The following is a 16,028-nucleotide window of genomic DNA, read 5'->3' as shown; positions in this document are numbered from 1 at the left end:
TCGGCGACGCCGACCGGCGGGCGACGACCAGCCGGCGACGACGGTCGACGCGGGGGGATATCAATGCGGAGCACTCGCCCGAGTCGGGGAGTTGAAGCCGTCGCCGCCGAACCGTGAGCCATGACGCGACTCGTGGCGTTCGACTTCGACGGGACGCTCTCGGACTCTGAGATGACGGTGCTGCTGGGCGAGCGATGCGGCGTCGCCGACGAGATGGCCGACATCACCGCCCGGGCGATGAACGACGAGCTCAGCTACGCCGAGAGCCTCCGGAAGCGCGCTCGACTCCTCGAACACCTGGAGGAGGAGGAGGCCGAGGCGGCCTACGGCGAGGTGACGCTGCGCGAGGGTGCCGCCGGCGTGATCGATCGCCTGCGCGAGCGCGGACACTACGTCGCGATCTTCACCGGCGGCTTCGAGCGCGGCGTCGCCGCGGCGTTGGAGAGGACCGGGACGGAGGTCGACGAGATCGTCGCCAATCGACTGCCGATCGAGGGCGGTCGCCTCACCGGCGCGGTCGACGGACCGCTCGTCGAGGGCACGAAAGACGAGCAACTGGAACGCGTCGCGGGCGAGCAGAGCGTCCCGATGACGCGGACGGTCGCCGTCGGCGACGGCGCGAACGACCTCCCGATGCTGGAGGTCGCGGGACTGTCGGTCGGTTACGAGCCGAAGCCGGCGGTCGAGCCCGCCTGCGACGTGATCGTCGAGTCGATGGCCGATCTCGGGAGGCTGTTCGAGAACGAGGGCGTCCTCGTCGCCGACGCGAGCGACCACGACGGATCGTAACGGCACGCGACCGACCGGTCCCGGGAACGGATCGCTCTCGCGACCGGTGTGCGGCTACCGTGTCCACGTCGACTCCTCGATGCCCCCACGGCGATTATCGATATCGAATTTTTGAGAGGTGTATTGAAATACGACCTCCCGGAAGGAGTGGATAGCTCCGAGAGGAGACCTATCGACCAATGTTCGAGTTCATCACCGAGGAGGAGGAGCGCGGGCAAGTGGGGATCGGGACGCTCATCGTATTCATCGCGATGGTGCTGGTGGCGGCGATCGCCGCCGGCGTCCTGATCAACACCGCCGGCTTCCTCCAGTCCAAGTCACAGGAAACGGGACAACAGAGCAGTAAACAGGTCAGCGACCGCCTCCAGGAAGTCGTCACCGTCGGTACCGTCAGTAACGGTGAGATCAGCAAAGTGAACGTGACGGTCACGCAGGCACCGGGTGCCGGCGAGATCGACCTCCAGAACGCCACGATCAACTGGATCGGACCGGACGGCACCGAAACGCTGGTGTACGAGACCGCGGCCGATAGCGGCGACTGGCGGTTCTACACCCACCAAGTGAAGAACACGGACGACTCGAATACCGTCCTCAACGACCCCGACGACCGCTTCAACATCGAGTTCAGGCTGGCCGGAACGACCGAGCCCAACGCCCCTTCGAACCTCGGCGAGGGTGAGGAAGTGACGATCAAGATCAACACGATGGCCGGCGCGACCACCGAGATCCGCTTCACGGTCCCGCAGTCGCTGGACCAGAAGAGCGCCGTCGAGCTGTAAGACGGACGACTCGCGGCCACGTTCCTTTTCGCGTCGCCGATGCGCCGACGAGCCGACGGCTCACAGCGGCGGCACTAACCGCCCCGCTCACGGCAGCACCGAGCGCCCACCGCGCCGGCGACGCCGCTCGGCTCCGATGGATTGACGCGAGCCGCGGTCCAAGCGCCGACGATGAGTACGCCCGCAGAGGTCGACCCCGACGACCTCCGCTACGCCGATCCGGCCAACCCCTACCTGACGGAGCCCGACACCGACTTCGCGTCGGTCGAAGACCTGGACGACGCCGACGCCGCCGCGGAGGCCGAGCTGCTCCGGGCGGCGATCCGCGAACACGACTACCGCTACTACGCACAGAACGACCCGCTGATCGCCGACCGCGCGTACGACGCGCTGTTCGCCCGACTGGAGTCGCTGGAGGACGCGTTCGACCTGGACGACGCCGACTCCCCCACGCGACGCGTCGGCGGCGGGACGCTGGAGGAGTTGGACACCGTCTCCCACGCCGCGCCGATGCTGTCGATCGACCAGTCGGGCGAGGCCGACGACGTGCGCGAGTTCGACGAGCGCGTGCGCCGCGAACTGAACGGGGACGGAGACCTCGAGTACTCCTGCGAGCCGAAGTTCGACGGCCTCTCCGTCGAGGTGGTGTACGAGGACGGCCGGTACGTCCAGGCGGCGACCCGGGGCGACGGTCGCGAGGGCGACGACGTGACCGAGCAGGTGCGGACGATCGGCTCCGTTCCCGAGCGGCTGGCGGGCGACCCGCCGGCGACGCTCGCGGTCCGCGGCGAGGTGTTCATCCCCCGCGACGCGTTCCAGGCGCACAACCGCGAGCGCGTCGAGGCGGGCAAGGAGCCGTTCGCGAACCCCCGAAACGCCGCCGCCGGCACCCTCCGACAGCTCGACATCGACGCCGTCGCCGAGCGGCCGCTGGACTGCTTCTTCTACGACGTGCTCGGGTGGGAGCTGGACGGCGACCCGGACGCCCGGAGCCCCCCCGAGACCCACCTCGGTGAGCTTGACGCGCTGGGCTCGTTCGGTCTGCACGTCAACGATCAAGCGGAGCTGGCCGAGGACATCGAGGACGCCATCGACTACCGCGATCGCCTGCTCGAGGCGCGATCGGACCTGAACTACGAGATCGACGGCGTCGTGATCAAGGTGAACGACCGCGCGAGGCGCGAGGAGCTCGGGACCAAATCCCGGTCGTACCGCTGGGCGTTCGCGTACAAGTTCCCCGCGCGCCACGAGGTGACGACGGTGGAGGACATCGTGGTGCAGGTGGGCCGCACCGGCCGCCTGACGCCGGTCGCCCTGCTCGACCCGGTCGACGTGGGCGGCGTGACGGTCTCCAGAGCCACACTACACAATCCCGACGAGATCGCGTCGCTCGGGGTCGGCGTCGGCGACGAGGTACGCGTGAAGCGCGCCGGCGACGTGATCCCGCAGGTCGCGTCGGTGGTCGAGCACGGCGGCGAGGGGACCTTCGCGTTCCCCGAGGAGTGCCCCGCCTGCGGGAGCGACGTGGAGCGCGACGGGCCGCTGGCGTTCTGTCCGAACGGCCTCGCGTGCCCCGCACAGGCCGAGCGCGCGGTCGTCCACTACGCCAGCCGCGGCGGCCTCGACATCGAGGGGCTCGGCGAGGAGTCGGTCGAACAGCTCCGGGAGACCGGACTCGTGGAGACGATTCCGGACCTGTACCGCCTCCCCGACCGCCGCGAGGAACTGGCCGAGTTGGAGGGCTGGGGCGAGACGAGCGCCGAGAACCTGATCCGCGAGGTGGAAGCCAGCACCGAGCCCGAACTGGCGGACTTCCTCGCGGCGCTGGGTATTCACGAGGTGGGCGAGGCGACCGCACGGAGCCTCGCGCGCCACTTCCGGACGTTCGAGGCCGTGCGGAACGCCACGGAGGCCGAACTCCGGGAGGTCGACGACATCGGCGAGACGGTCGCGCGGACCGTCCGCGACTTCTTCGAGACCGAGCAGAACGCCCGCGTCATCGACGACCTCCTGGAGTACGTCGACCCGCGGTCCGACGACACGGAGACCGGCGACGCGCTCGAGGGGCTGACGTTCGTGTTCACCGGCTCCCTTTCGACCGCCCGTAGCGAGGCGCAGGACCTCGTGGAGGCTCACGGCGCGAGCGCGACCTCGTCGGTGTCGGGGAACACCGACTACCTCGTGGTCGGCGAGCGTCCGGGGGCGAGCAAGCGCGCGGACGCCGAGGCGAACGACGTGCCCAAGATCGACGAGGACGAGTTCGCGACCCTCCTCGCGGATCACGGGATCGAGTGGCCACCGGGAGACGAGGAGTAAGGACCGGCGGAGGTGCGGCGCGGTCGCAACCACGCCACCACCTCGGCGACCGGAGCGATCGGGAACCGAGCCCGGTCAGCGACTCACAGGTCGGCGTCCTCGAACCGCCACAGACCGATCAGCGGCGGGACGAGCGCCCACGCCGCGAGCATCGCCAGCGCCGCGATCTCGGTGGAGACCGTGTAGCTGCCGGCGGCGTCCGCGCCGGCCTGCCCGGCCGTGAACAGGAACCCGTTGACGAACTCGACGGTGAGGATCTTGAACGACTCGATGGGGTTGACCAGCCGCAGGAGCCGGTAGACCCCGGCCGAGTCGATCGGGAGCCAGCCCGGAAGCGTCTGCCCCGCGAGGTACAACTGGACCGGGAACTGGACGACGCTCCAGATCGGCCCCGACAGGAGGAAGACGACGACCGGCCCGGCGACGGCGATGCGCTGGGAGTCGACGGCCGCCGAGAAGCCGACCGCCAGCGCGACGAACGCCGTGCCGAGCAGGACCGTGAACAGCAGGTAGCCGAGGTACGTCCCCAACTCCAGCGACAGCGGCGTCACCAGCGCGATCAGCGCCGGGAGGGCGAAGCTGATCGCGACCGGAACGCCCAGCGCCCCCGCGCGGCCGAGTACCTTCCCGAACACCACGTCCGCCCGCGAGTGCGGCAGCGCCAACAGGAGCTTGATCGAGCCCGTCGAGCGCTCGCCGACGACCGAGTTGTACGCGATGACGACGCCGATGAGCGGCACCAGCAGCGTAACGAACAGGTCCCGCACCACGAGGTTGTTGAACAGCGCCGTCGTCGATGCGTCCCGCGGGATCAGGTACACAGCGACCGACAGCAGCAGCGAGAACAGCGCCGCCAGCACCATCACCCACCGCGACCGCACCGCGTCCTGGAAGTCCTTGCGCGCGACCGCCTCCAGACTCACGCGAACCACCCCTGGTGAGCGTGAGCACGGGAGTCGCAGCCCGCGAAGCGAGCGGTGCGAGGTCGAACGGCGTGAGACCTCGGCGGCGAATGGGGAGGGGAGTGAGCCGTGAGCGACGCGAACGAGCGGGACCGTCTCCCGAAGCTCATTCGGCCACCTCCGTGTTCGCGGCGTCGGCGTCGGTGGTCTCCACCGCCTCGCCGTCCCCGGCGTAGGTGAGGAACAGGTCCTCCAAGCTGGCCTCCTCCGTCGAGAAGTCCTTCACCGTGACGCCGGCGTCCTCTAAGGCCCCGATCACCTCCGTCTTCGCGTCGCTTTCACACGAGACGGTGACGGTGCCGCCGTCGGTCGCCGCCGAGGAGACGCCCGAGAGCGCGCGGACGCCCTCCAGGTCCGCCTCGCTCGCGGCGTCGACGGTGACGACGAGCTGCGCCTCGCCGCCGACGGCCTCGCGCAGCCCCTCGATGGAGTCCTCCGCGACGAGTTCGCCCTCGCGCATGATACCGACGCGGTCGCAGACGGCCTCGACCTGTCCGAGCACGTGGCTGGAGAAGAACACCGTCGCGCCGCGCTCGGCCTCGGCACGCACGATCTCCCGCATCTCCTTTGCTCCCGTGGGGTCCAGCCCCGAAGAGGGCTCGTCGAGGATCAGGATGTCGGGATCCCCGACGAGCGCCATCCCGAGCACGAGCCGCTGGCGCATCCCCTTCGAGTAGCCGCCGGCGCGACGGTCCCCCGCGTCGGCGATGCCGACGCGCTCGAGGACCGCGTCCACGTCGCCGTCGAGTTCCTTCGAGCGCATGGCGAATTCGATGTGCTGGCGGCCGGTGAGCCGCTCGTACACGTCGTATCCCTCGGGGAGGACGCCCGTGTTCCGGCGGACCGCTACCGACTCGGCCTGCGCGTCCCGCGAGAGCACCCGGACGGTGCCGCTCGTGGGCCGAACGAAATCGAGCAGCATGTTGATCGTCGTCGACTTGCCCGCCCCGTTGGGGCCGAGGAAGCCGAACACCTCGCCCTCCTCGACCGTGAGATCGAGGTCGCGAACCGCGGTTACGTCGCCGTACCGCTTCGTGACTCCCTCCAACTCGATGGCGGCCATGATATCGCCCGCTTCTGCCGGTCTCCGCTTTAGACTTTGGGAGTCGTCCCGCCATCCGGCGAACGTTGCCGTAACTGGCGTGCATAACTGTTTATAGAAATATGCTCGTAGTACATGACCGACGACGCCGACGCCGAGACGGGCGCGCCGCGGTCGGCCGACGGGAGCCGGTCGGGCGGTCGCGGGACGCGCACTCGGGCGTTACACGCGGGGTGGGACGGAGACCCCGCGACTGGCGCGCGAGCGCCCCCCATCTACCAGACGACCTCCTACTCGTTCCCCGACGCCGACACCGCCGCCGACCTGTACGCCCTCGACCGCGAGGGGGACGTGTACAGTCGCATCTCCAACCCCACGACGCGGGTGCTGGAGAAGCGGCTCGCGGACCTGGAGGGCGGCGTCGACGCCGTCGCCACGGCGTCCGGGATGGCCGCCATCGACACAGCGACGAGCCTGCTCGCGCGCAGCGGCGAGACCGTCGTCGCCAGCGCCGACATGTACGGCGGGACGAGCGCCTACCTCGCGCACATGGCCTCGCGACGGGGCGTCGACCTGCAGACCGTGGAGACGACCGATCCGGAGGCGTACGCCGACGCCGTGGGCGATGACACCGCCTTCGTCCACGTCGAGACGCTGGCGAACCCGTCGCTCGTCACGCCGGAGTTCGAGCGGATCGCCGACATCGCCCACGAGCACGCGGTCCCGGTCGTCGTCGACAACACCTTCGGCACGCCGGCGCTGTGCAATCCGATCGAGCACGGGGCCGACATCGTCTGGGACTCGACGACCAAGTGGATCCACGGCGCGGGCACCACCGTCGGCGGCGTCCTCGTCGACGGCGGGACCTTTCCGTGGGACCACCCGGACGCCGACTACCCCGAACTGTCGGGAGAGAATCCCGCATTCGACATCGATTTCACCCGGCGCTTCGGCGAGCGAGCGTTCGCGCAGGTCGCGCGCCACCGCGGCGTTCGGACGCTCGGGAACCCGCAGTCACCGTTCGACGCCTGGCAGACCCTTCAGGGGCTCTCCACGCTCCCGATCCGGATGGAGAAACACTGCGAGAACGCCCGGATCGTCGCCGAGCACCTCCGCGACCACCCCGAGGTGGCGTGGGTGACGTATCCGGGCTTCGAGGAGCACCCGACCCACGACGAGGCCGCCCGCTACCTCGACGGGTTCGGCGGTATGGTCGTGTTCGGACTGGACGACGGCTTCACCGCCGGCAAGCGCGTCTGCGAGGAGGTGGAGTTGGTGTCGTTCCTCGCGAACATCGGGGACGCACGCTCGCTGATCATCCACCCGGCGAGCACGACCCACGCACAGCTCTCCGAGGAGGAACAGGCGGCAGCGGGCGTCAGTCCCGACCTGCTGCGTCTGTCGGTCGGCATCGAGGACCCCGGCGACATCGTCGCGGACCTGGACCGGGCCATCGCGGAGGCGACGCGATGACGGCCGTCGAGTCGGTCGGCGAGTTCCGGTTCGAGTGCGGCGAATCCGTCGAGGACGTCCGGCTCGCGTACGAGGCGTACGGCGAGTTCGACGGCGACAACGCGGTGTTGGTCTGCCACGCCCTCACCGGGAGCCAGCACGTCTCGAACGCACTACGGAGCGAGGATCACGAGCCGGTGACAGCTGACGAAACCGGAGCCGACGCCGAGGGCGACGACGACGGAGACAGCGATGGTACCGGAGACGAGGCCGGCACCGGCGTCCAGACCGCCGGCCAGGCCCGCGCGTGGTGGGACGACGTGGTCGGCCCCGGCAAGGCCATCGACACGACGGAGTACTACGTCGTCTGCGTGAACGTCCCCGGCTCCTGCTACGGTTCCTCCGGTCCGCCCACCGAGGGGCCGGACGGCGAACCGTGGGGGACCGCGTTCCCGCCGGTGACCGTCGGCGACTGGACGCGCGCACAGCGGCGGCTGCTCGATCGCCTCGGCGTCGGCCGCCTGCACGCCGTCGTCGGCGGCAGCGTCGGCGGTATGAACGCGCTCGACTGGGCGGCCCGCTACCCGGACGACGTTCGCCGCGTGGCCGCCGTCGCGGCGGCGGCGCGACTCGACACGCAGTGTCTCTCGTTGGACGCCATCGCCCGGCGCGCCATCACCACCGACCCGGACTGGAACGGCGGCGACTACTACGGCGAGAGCCGGCCCGACCCCGACGACGGGCTGGCGCAGGCGCGCCGAATCGGGCACGTGATGTACCTCTCGAAGGCGTCGATGGGGCGGAAGTTCGGGCGACGCGCCGCCGGACGCGGGGCGTTCGACGACGCGCCACCGGACCCCACGGAGCGGTTCTTTCCGTACCGCGAGGTCGAGTCGTATCTCGACTACAACGCCGACTCGTTCACCGCGCGGTTCGACGCCAACAGCTACCTCTACCTCACCCGGGCGATGGACGAGTACGACCTCGCCGCCGGTCACGGCTCCGACGCCGACGCGCTCGCGGCGTTCGAGGGCGAGTTGCTCGCGATGTCGTTCACCGGAGACTGGCACTTCACCGTCGAGCAGTCGCGCGCGCTCGCTGACGCCGCCCGCGACGCGGACGTCCCGACGGCACACCACGTCGTCGACTCGGATCACGGCCACGACGCGTTCCTCGTCGAGCCCGAGTCCGTCGGGCCGCCGCTGCGGGACTTCCTCGCCGACGGCGTCGAGGGGCGGGCCGTCCGCGACGAGGACGAACCGGACTCGAGCGAAGGCGACACCAGCGGATCCGAGCGTGCGCCGGTCCACGCGAGCCTGTTCCCCGGCTGACCGCCCACTCGGAACACGTTCGGGTACGTCGGTGACGACGGCGATACTCCGTGTCGCCGGTAGCGATTACGTGCTGGCCTCCGTACCGTTCGATCGACATGTCCGGAAACGACAGGGACTACGGCTTTTGGACGAGGAGCGTCCACGAGGGGGCCGATCCCGACCCGACGACTGGCGCGCGAGCCCCGCCGATCCACCAGACGACCTCCTACGTGTTCGACGACGCCGACCACGCGGCGCGACTGTTCGCGCTGGAGGAGGAGGGGTACATATACAGCCGACTGCTCAATCCGACAGTCGCGCGGCTGGGCGAACGGCTCGCGTCGCTGGAGGGCGGCGTCGGCGCTGTGGCCACGAGCTCCGGGATGGCGTCGTTCGACCTCGCGACGTTCCTGCTCGCCTCGGCGGGTGACAACATCGTCTCGTCGTCGTCGCTGTACGGCGGCACGTACACGTATCTGACACACACCGTCGAGCGCCGGGGGATCGAGACGCGCTTCGTCGACACGCTCGAGTACGATGCGTACGCCGAGGCCATCGACGAGGACACCGCCTACGTTCACCTGGAGACGATCGGTAACCCCGCCCTCGTGACGCCCGACATCGAGCGGATCGCCGACATCGCCCACGAGCACGACGTGCCGCTGTTCGTCGACAACACGTTCGCGACGCCGTACCTCTGCCGGCCGATCGAGCACGGCGCGGACCTCGTGTGGGAGTCGACGACCAAGTGGATCCACGGCTCTGGCTCCACCATCGGCGGCGTCCTCGTCGACGGCGGCTCGTTCCCGTGGGGGGACCACGCCGACCGTTTCCCGGAGCTGGGCGCGGACAACCCCGCATACCACGGCGTCAACTTCGCCGAGCGCTTCGGCGACGCGGCGCTCACCTACGGCGCTATCGCTCGCGGACTGCGAGACCTGGGGAGCGCGCAGTCCCCGTTTGACGCGTGGGCGACGATGCAGAAACTGGAGTCGCTCCCGATGCGGATGGACCGCCACTGCGCGAACGCCCAGCACGTCGCCGAACACCTCGCGGACCACCCCGCCGTCGACTGGGTGACGTACCCGGGGCTCCCGGACCACGAGACGCACGCCGAGGCGTCCGAGTACCTCGACGGCGGCTACGGCGGGATGATCGCCTTCGGCCTCGAGGAGGGCTACGACGCAGCTCGCGACACCGTCGAGAACACGGAACTGGCGTCGCTGCTGGCGAACGTCGGCGACGCCAAGACGCTGGTGATCCATCCCGCGTCGACGACCCACCAGCAGCTCACCGAGGAGGAGCAACTAGCTGCGGGCGTCACCGGCGACATGGTCCGGCTGTCGGTCGGCGTCGAGAACCCCGAGGACATCGTCGCCGACCTCGACCGAGCGATCGACGCGGCGACGCCGTAGCTACGGCTCGAGAGGGGCTGACAGGCGGTCCGTGTGCCCCGATCGACGCCGCGATCGATCGGGGCACGGTTCGCGCCGACGGTCGGACCGCGCACCCGCCTCGCCGTCGGCGGCAGTTCTCAGCGTCGCATCGGCGGTGCTGGTTCCGGCATCCGACTTGAACTCTCGCCTGTCGGGAGTCGCCCCGCCTACCGCGGCGGCAACGTTTTACTCCCGGTCGGCCGACGCGTGGAGTATGAACTACCGGGAAGTCGAGGTCACCGGCGAGTACGTGGCGAGCCTGGACAACGGCGCGGACTGGCGCGAGGAGATCGAGGCGCTCGCAGACGAGGTCGGGGCGGACGCGGCGTGGTTCAACGCGATGGGTGCCGTACAGGACGCCGAGGTGTGGTTCTACGATCAGGACGACCAGGAGTACCGGTCGGTGACGTTCGACGAGCCGCTGGAGGTCGCCGCCTGCGTCGGCAACGTCGCGCTGCTGGAGGGCGAGCGCTTCGCCCACACCCACGCCGTGCTCTCGCGCCGCAGCGGGCAGGCGCTGGCGGGTCACCTCGACGGCGGTACCGTGTTCGCGGGGGAGGTGTACCTGCGTGCGTTCGAGGAGCCGCTGGAGCGCGAACACGACGAGGTCACCGACCTCGATCTCTGGCTGTAGGGGGGTTCGATCGACGCGGTCGCGGGGGACGCGAATCGCTTATGACCCTCCCCCGCCCAGGAAGGTGACGTGCACCGACGACCCCGACACGGGAGCCGAGGCGGCGCGTTCGTCGCCGTCGTGAACGCGGCTCCGGGGTCGGTACCGAGGTCGACGCCGACGGAGGCGACGCGATGAGACCCGACGACGAGCGCTACTTCACACGGATCGAGGACAGGCTAGACGAGGCGTTCGAGCGCGCGGAAGCGGCGAAGGCGCAGGGGAAGGACCCCGAAACGGAGATCGAGATCCCCGTCGCCCGCGACATGGCCGACCGCGTCGAGAACATCCTCGGCATCCCCGGCGTCGCCGAGCGCGTCCGCGAACTGGAGGGGGAGATGTCCCGCGAGGAGGCGGCCCTGGAGCTGGTTACCGACTTCGTCGAGGGGAACGTCGGCGACTTCGACAGTCGGGCGGGCAAGATCGAGGGGGCGGTGCGGACTGCGGTCGCGCTGTTGACCGAGGGCGTCGTCGCCGCGCCCATCGAAGGGATCGACCGCGTCGAGATCCTGGAGAACGACGACGGCACGGAGTTCATCAACGTCTACTACGCCGGCCCGATCCGCTCGGCGGGCGGGACCGCACAGGCCCTCTCGGTGCTGGTGGGCGACTACGCCCGCGCGCTGCTCGGGATCGAAGAGTACCGCGCCCGCGACGACGAGATCGAACGGTACGCCGAGGAGGTCGGCCTCTACGACAAGGAGACCGGCCTCCAGTACACGCCGAAGGACACGGAGGCGAAGTTCATCGCCGAGCACATGCCGATCATGCTCGACGGGGAGGCCACCGGCGACGAGGAGGTCTCCGGCTTTCGCGACCTGGAGCGCGTCGACACCAACAACGCCCGCGGCGGTATGTGCCTCGTGCTCGCGGAGGGAATCGCACTCAAGGCACCCAAGATCCAGCGATACACCCGCCAACTCGAGGAGGTCGACTGGCCGTGGCTGCAGGATCTCATCGACGGGACCTACGGCGAGACCGACGACGGCGACGGGGAGGCCGACGCCGAGGACCCGGGAGCCGACGACGGGGACGACGAGACGGAAGGCGGCGGGACCGACGGGAGTCGGGAGGTCGAGTCGGATTCCCAGGTGCCCGACGGACCCGTTCGTCCCGAGCCCTCACAGAAGTTCCTCCGTGACCTCATCGCCGGCCGGCCGGTGTTCGGCCACCCTTCGGAGGCGGGCGGCTTCCGTCTGCGGTACGGCCGCGCGCGCAACCACGGCTTCGCGACCGCCGGCGTCCATCCGGCGACGATGCACATCGTCGACGACTTCCTCGCGGCCGGAACCCAGATCAAGACCGAGCGTCCCGGGAAGGCCGGCGGGGTCATTCCCGTCGACTCCATCGAGGGGCCGACCGTCAGGCTGGCGAACGGCGACGTGCGCCGCATCGACGACCCCGCGGAGGCCGAGGAGGTCGCCAACGGCGTCGAGGAGGTGCTCGATCTGGGTGAGTACCTCGTCAACTTCGGCGAGTTCGTCGAGAACAACCACCCGCTCGTGCCCGCATCCTACGTCCGCGAGTGGTGGGAACAGGATCTCGCCGAGGCGGGGGCAGACCTCCAAGCGCTGGAGGACGACCTCACGACGGACCTGGACGACCCCGACGCCGATCAGGCGCTTGCGTGGGTCGCGGAGTACGACGCCCCCCTGCACCCCGCGTACACTTACTGCTGGCACGATATCTCGGTCGACGAGTACGACGCCCTCGCGGACGCCGCCGCCGCGGGCGAGGTGACGGGCGACCTGCTCGTCGTCGAGAACACCGACACGGTTCGACGCGCGCTGGAGAAACTGCTCGTCGAGCACACCCAGACCGCCGACGCGCTCCGGATCCCCGACTTCCGGCCCCTGCTCAGGCAGGTGGGCGTCACCGACGGTCTCCGCCGGGAGTGGGATCGTGCGGACCTGTCGGCGGAAGCCGAAGCGTGGGACGACGGTGAGAACGCGGTCCGCGCGGTCAACGAGGTGACCGATTTCGAGGTTCGCGAGCGCGCCCCCACCCGGATCGGGAACCGAATGGGTCGCCCGGAGAAGTCCGAGAGCCGCGAGCTCTCGCCGGCGGTCCACACCCTCTTCCCGATCAAAGAGCACGGCGGGAGCCAGCGCTCGATCGGGGAGGCCGCCAGCGACCGCACCGATCAGGGGAAGGGCGTGTACGACGCGCTCGTCGGCGACCGCGAGTGTCCCGACTGCGGCGAGCACACGTTCAAGCCGCGCTGTCCGGACTGCGGCGCACACACCGAACCGTACTACGAGTGCGACGAGTGCGGCACGGTCTGCGAACCCGACGAGTCCGGGCGCGTGGAGTGTCCGCGCTGCGAGCGCGAGGTCGAGAGCCCCGACTGGCACACGATCGACCTCAACGACGAGTACCGGTCGGCGCTTTCGGCGACCGACGAGCGCGAGGCCAGCTTCGAGATCCTGAAGGGCGTCCAGGGGCTGTCCTCCTCGGACAAGACGCCCGAGCCCATCGAGAAGGGGATCTTCCGCGCGAAACACGGCGTCTCCACGTTCAAGGACGGCACCGTCCGTTACGACATGACCGACCTCCCGGTCACGTCGGTTCGGCCCGAGGAGTTGGACGTGAGCGTCGACCACTTCCGGGAGCTGGGCTACGAGACCGACATCGACGGCGACCCGCTCGTCCACGACGACCAGCTGGTCGAGCTGAAGGTGCAGGACATCGTCCTCTCGGACGGCGCGGCCGAGCACATGATGAAGACGGCCGACTTCGTCGACGAACTCCTGGAGGACTTCTACGGGCTGGAGCCGTTCTACGAGGTGAACGAGCGCGACGACCTCGTGGGCGAACTCGTGTTCGGGATGGCCCCACACACGAGCGCCGCGGTGGTCGGCCGGGTCGTGGGGTTCACGAGCGCGGCCGTGGGGTACGCGCATCCGTACTTCCACGCGGCCAAGCGCCGGAACTGCGACGGCGACGAGGACTGCGTCATGCTCCTCATGGACGGCCTGCTCAACTTCAGCAAGGCGTTCCTCCCGGACCAGCGCGGCGGCCAGATGGACGCGCCCCTCGTGATGTCCTCGCGGATCGACCCCTCGGAGATCGACGACGAGGCGCACAACATGGACATCGTCCGGCAGTACCCCCGAGAGTTCTACGAGGCGACCCTGGAGATGGCCGACCCGGACGACGTGGAGGACCTCATTCAGCTGGGCGAGGACACCCTCGGCACCGACGACGAGTACCGCGGCTTCGACCACACCCACGACACGACCGACATCGCGCTCGGGCCGGATCTGTCGGCGTACAAGACGCTCGGGTCGATGATGGACAAGATGGACGCCCAGCTCGAACTCGCGCGAAAGCTGCGCGCCGTCGACGAGACCGACGTGGCAGAGCGCGTCATCGAGTACCACTTCCTCCCCGACCTGATCGGGAACCTGCGGGCGTTCTCCAGACAGGAGACCAGATGCCTCGACTGCGGGGAGAAGTACCGCCGGATGCCGCTCACCGGCGACTGTCGCGAGTGCGGCGGCGACATGACGCTCACCGTCCACCGCGGCTCCGTGAACAAGTACATGGAGGTCGCGCTGCGGGTGGCCGAGGAGTTCGGCTGTCGCGAGTACACGATCCAGCGACTCGAGATCCTCGACCGGTCGCTGGAGTCGGTGTTCGAAAATGACAAGAACAAACAAGGAAGCATCGCGGACTTCATGTGACCTAGTCGATTCGTCTTCCGATTCCTCGTCGAGTACGGCGATTCTTACGAATTCACGCCAGCCTCCACGAACCGCATGACTGCCCGTCGTTTTCGTCCGAGATTCGCGGGCATTCAGATTCGTGGTATAGTTTAACACGGTCGGACGCGTATTTACGCGTATGCCAGCAGAACAGAGCGGGGAGGGTGTACGGCTGGCGGACATCTCGGCCGGCCAGCCGGTGTACGACGCCGACGGCAACGAACTGGGGACGGTTCGGGGCGTCGACGACGCCGGCTTCTACGTGCTGGCGAGCGACGAGACCGGAGCGGTATCGCTCGACGAGGCGCGCGACGTCTTCGGGAAAGCGTACGTGATGTGGCGGTGCTGGGAGTGCGGCGAGATGGGACAGATAGACGACGACCTCCCGGAGGAGTGCCCCGACTGCGGCGCGCCCCGCGAGGACCTCTACTACTGGGCAGAGGACTGACGGCGGCCGCGGCGCGACGTTTCGAGGCCTCCCGTGGGTCGCGGTCCGCGATCCGCGGTCTGCAGTCTGTTCCTCCGCGATAGCCGACTCCTGGTCGGTGGAATCACCTCGGTGTCCAGCGGTAGCGCTTTCTGCGGGCGCGCCGGACGCTCGGGCATGGAGATCGTCGTGTTCGGCGCGGGCGCGCTCGGCAGTCTCGTGGGCGGACTGCTCGCCCGCGAGCACCACGTCACGCTCGTCGGCCGCGACCCGCACGCGCGCCACGTCGCCGGGGAGGGACTCCGGATCGTCGGCGAACTCGACGCCCGCGTGCGACCGCGCGCGACGACCGACCCGACGCCGGCGGACCTCTCGGCGGACCTCGTGCTCGTGACCGTGAAGGCGTACGACGCGGCCGAGACGGCCGAAGCCCTCACCGCCGGTGACCCCGAGGTGGTCTGCTCGCTGTCGAACGGGCTGACAGAGGAGGCGCTGGCGGCGGAACTCGGCGACCGCGTGCTCGCCGGATCGGCCACCTACGGCGCGGAACTAGTCGGCCCCGGAGCGGTCCGCTGTACCGGGATCGGCCGGGTTCACGTGGGCGAGTTCGCCGGCGACCGCGTCGGCGGCGAGGCGGGTGCCGCGAGCGACCGCGCCGAGCGCGTCGCCAGCGCATTCCGCGAGGGGGGGCTGAACTGCGAGGCCGATCCCGCCATGCCGCGGCGACGCTGGGAGAAACTCGCGGTCAACGCCGGCGTTAACGCCGTGACCGCGCTCGCGCGGGTTCGAAACGGCGCGCTGGCGACCGGTCCCGCCCGCGGCGTCGCCGAGCGCGCCGCACGAGAGACCGCCCGCGTCGCCCGCGCGGAGGGGATCGGCCTGTCCGACGGCGACGCCGTCGGGGCGGTCGAAACGGTCGTCTCGGAGACGGCGGCGAACCGCTCGTCGATGCTCCAAGACGTCGCCGACGGCGAGCGCACCGAGGTCGACTGTATCAACGGCGCGGTCGTCGAGCGCGCCGAGGGTCACGGGATCGACGCGCCGACGAACCGAACGCTGACCGGACTGCTCCGGGCGTGGGAGCGCGACCGGATCGAGGTGTGAATCCGATGACGTGAACCCGACGACGTGA

General features: G+C 69.6%; 12 protein-coding genes. 10 read left to right on the top strand and 2 right to left on the bottom strand.

Annotated features, from left to right (window positions below; all coding sequences use genetic code 11):
- The first annotated feature begins 120 nt into the window (after positions 1-120).
- From serB to ligA, 3 genes are all read left to right on the top strand, one after another.
- Positions 121-789: a phosphoserine phosphatase SerB gene (serB, locus tag Hbl1158_RS01630; RefSeq protein WP_234298343.1), complete on the top strand. Its 669-nt coding sequence runs from the start codon at positions 121-123 to the stop codon at positions 787-789.
- 179 nt (positions 790-968) lie between these two features.
- The gene (locus Hbl1158_RS01625) at positions 969-1,568 is read left to right on the top strand and encodes an archaellin/type IV pilin N-terminal domain-containing protein (protein WP_234298342.1); all 600 of its coding nucleotides are present in this window, start codon (positions 969-971) and stop codon (positions 1,566-1,568) included.
- Between the two features lie 171 nt (positions 1,569-1,739).
- Positions 1,740-3,884, top strand: coding sequence for an NAD-dependent DNA ligase LigA (gene ligA, locus Hbl1158_RS01620; protein WP_234298341.1), 2,145 nt, complete (start codon positions 1,740-1,742; stop codon positions 3,882-3,884).
- An 83-nt stretch (positions 3,885-3,967) separates the two neighbouring features.
- Here the strand turns inward: ligA and Hbl1158_RS01615 are convergent, their stop codons facing one another.
- Entirely contained in the window at positions 3,968-4,807 is an 840-nt protein-coding gene (locus Hbl1158_RS01615) for an ABC transporter permease subunit (protein ID WP_234298340.1), read from the bottom strand.
- Positions 4,808-4,952: 145 nt separating this feature from the next.
- Positions 4,953-5,909, bottom strand: a complete 957-nt coding sequence (locus tag Hbl1158_RS01610) for an ABC transporter ATP-binding protein (RefSeq protein WP_234298339.1) — start codon at positions 5,907-5,909, stop codon at positions 4,953-4,955.
- A 114-nt stretch (positions 5,910-6,023) separates the two neighbouring features.
- Between Hbl1158_RS01610 and Hbl1158_RS01605 the strand changes: the two genes are divergently transcribed.
- From Hbl1158_RS01605 to Hbl1158_RS01575, 7 genes are all read left to right on the top strand, one after another.
- Positions 6,024-7,361, top strand: a complete 1,338-nt coding sequence (locus Hbl1158_RS01605; RefSeq protein ID WP_234298338.1) for an O-acetylhomoserine aminocarboxypropyltransferase/cysteine synthase family protein — start codon at positions 6,024-6,026, stop codon at positions 7,359-7,361.
- Positions 7,358-8,671 (top strand): homoserine O-acetyltransferase, encoded by a 1,314-nt coding sequence (metX, locus tag Hbl1158_RS01600; RefSeq protein ID WP_234298337.1) that lies wholly within the window; start codon positions 7,358-7,360, stop codon positions 8,669-8,671. The genes Hbl1158_RS01605 and metX overlap by 4 nt, the downstream gene beginning before the upstream one ends.
- 98 nt (positions 8,672-8,769) lie before the next feature.
- Positions 8,770-10,068: an O-acetylhomoserine aminocarboxypropyltransferase/cysteine synthase family protein gene (locus Hbl1158_RS01595; protein ID WP_234298336.1), complete on the top strand. Its 1,299-nt coding sequence runs from the start codon at positions 8,770-8,772 to the stop codon at positions 10,066-10,068.
- A 235-nt stretch (positions 10,069-10,303) separates the two neighbouring features.
- Positions 10,304-10,723: a PPC domain-containing DNA-binding protein gene (locus Hbl1158_RS01590; protein WP_234298335.1), complete on the top strand. Its 420-nt coding sequence runs from the start codon at positions 10,304-10,306 to the stop codon at positions 10,721-10,723.
- Positions 10,724-10,896: 173 nt separating this feature from the next.
- Entirely contained in the window at positions 10,897-14,448 is a 3,552-nt protein-coding gene (locus tag Hbl1158_RS01585; RefSeq protein ID WP_234298334.1) for a DNA polymerase II large subunit, read from the top strand.
- Positions 14,449-14,608: 160 nt separating this feature from the next.
- Positions 14,609-14,917 carry a hypothetical protein gene (locus Hbl1158_RS01580; protein WP_234298333.1) on the top strand — a complete coding sequence of 103 codons (309 nt, stop codon included), beginning with the start codon at positions 14,609-14,611 and terminating at the stop codon, positions 14,915-14,917.
- A 156-nt stretch (positions 14,918-15,073) separates the two neighbouring features.
- Positions 15,074-16,000: a 2-dehydropantoate 2-reductase gene (locus tag Hbl1158_RS01575; RefSeq protein WP_234298332.1), complete on the top strand. Its 927-nt coding sequence runs from the start codon at positions 15,074-15,076 to the stop codon at positions 15,998-16,000.
- The last annotated feature ends 28 nt before the right edge of the window (positions 16,001-16,028 follow it).

Origin of the sequence: Halobaculum sp. CBA1158, from assembly GCF_021431925.1 — an archaeon.
Taxonomy (GTDB): Archaea; Halobacteriota; Halobacteria; order Halobacteriales; family Haloferacaceae; genus Halobaculum.
Note: the sequence above shows the minus strand (reverse complement) of the source record. Positions and strands in the feature narration are given on the sequence as shown.

Bases quoted from the DNA above. Each gene is read 5' to 3' on its own strand.
- serB (WP_234298343.1), top strand. From the start codon at position 121: ATGACGCGACTCGTGGCGTTCGACTTCGACGGGACGCTCTCGGACTCT.
- ligA (WP_234298341.1), top strand. From the start codon at position 1,740: ATGAGTACGCCCGCAGAGGTCGACCCCGACGACCTCCGCTACGCCGAT.
- Hbl1158_RS01590 (WP_234298335.1), top strand. From the start codon at position 10,304: ATGAACTACCGGGAAGTCGAGGTCACCGGCGAGTACGTGGCGAGCCTG.
- Hbl1158_RS01595 (WP_234298336.1), top strand. From the start codon at position 8,770: ATGTCCGGAAACGACAGGGACTACGGCTTTTGGACGAGGAGCGTCCAC.
- Hbl1158_RS01605 (WP_234298338.1), top strand. From the start codon at position 6,024: ATGACCGACGACGCCGACGCCGAGACGGGCGCGCCGCGGTCGGCCGAC.
- Hbl1158_RS01625 (WP_234298342.1), top strand. From the start codon at position 969: ATGTTCGAGTTCATCACCGAGGAGGAGGAGCGCGGGCAAGTGGGGATC.
- Hbl1158_RS01580 (WP_234298333.1), top strand. From the start codon at position 14,609: ATGCCAGCAGAACAGAGCGGGGAGGGTGTACGGCTGGCGGACATCTCG.
- Hbl1158_RS01575 (WP_234298332.1), top strand. From the start codon at position 15,074: ATGGAGATCGTCGTGTTCGGCGCGGGCGCGCTCGGCAGTCTCGTGGGC.
- Hbl1158_RS01585 (WP_234298334.1), top strand. From the start codon at position 10,897: ATGAGACCCGACGACGAGCGCTACTTCACACGGATCGAGGACAGGCTA.
- metX (WP_234298337.1), top strand. From the start codon at position 7,358: ATGACGGCCGTCGAGTCGGTCGGCGAGTTCCGGTTCGAGTGCGGCGAA.
- Hbl1158_RS01610 (WP_234298339.1), bottom strand. From the start codon at position 5,909: ATGGCCGCCATCGAGTTGGAGGGAGTCACGAAGCGGTACGGCGACGTA.